The following is a 568-nucleotide window of genomic DNA, read 5'->3' as shown; positions in this document are numbered from 1 at the left end:
AACAGAAACGAAGCTGCGCGAGGTTTGATCCAATTGGCGATTAACGACTTTGCTGAAATCGTCACCTACTTGGTAGATTTGCCCCATGACTGCTTGTTGGGGGGAGGCAACGTCAATGTTACCGACCAAAATAGTCTTTTTGTATTGATCCGTGTGGCAACCCGTTGCCGATGGATAAATGTCCACTCGGATCTTCATTTCCATTTTGCCACCGCGTTTGCGCTCAGATTCCACGAGAATGTAGCGCACCTCATGGTTAGTAAACTGATATTCTTTGCGGTTTTCTTCCAATAGCGGCATCAAATTACTGATGCTGCCAATGTCTGCGCCCGAAAAGTTGACGGCTTTGAATAGAGCGTCTTCCAACGCATGGAGCCTTGCCGCATCTTCAGAAGAAACGATCGTGGCAACGCCTGTCACTTCGTACCAAGACGCCACTGCACGAAATGGCAGAAGCATAACGAAAGTGATTGAAAGTAGGCTAAATAATATTTTTTTCATTGGGTATGACCGTTCGGGTATAAATATTGCTATATCAATTTCAGTGAAGTTTGGTGGCGTTTTCTTA

Annotated in this window: 1 protein-coding gene; it reads right to left on the bottom strand. The window is 45.2% G+C overall.

The genetic code is table 11. The features are described 5' to 3' along the window. On the bottom strand, window positions 1-501 hold a 501-nt coding region (locus R7Q11_RS28280; RefSeq protein ID WP_025559034.1), incomplete at its 3' end, for a flagellar assembly protein T N-terminal domain-containing protein. Window positions 502-568 lie beyond the last annotated feature (67 nt).

The sequence above is a fragment of the Vibrio sp. 970 genome, from assembly GCF_033339075.1.
This window is presented reverse-complemented; position numbering and strand designations above follow the sequence as displayed.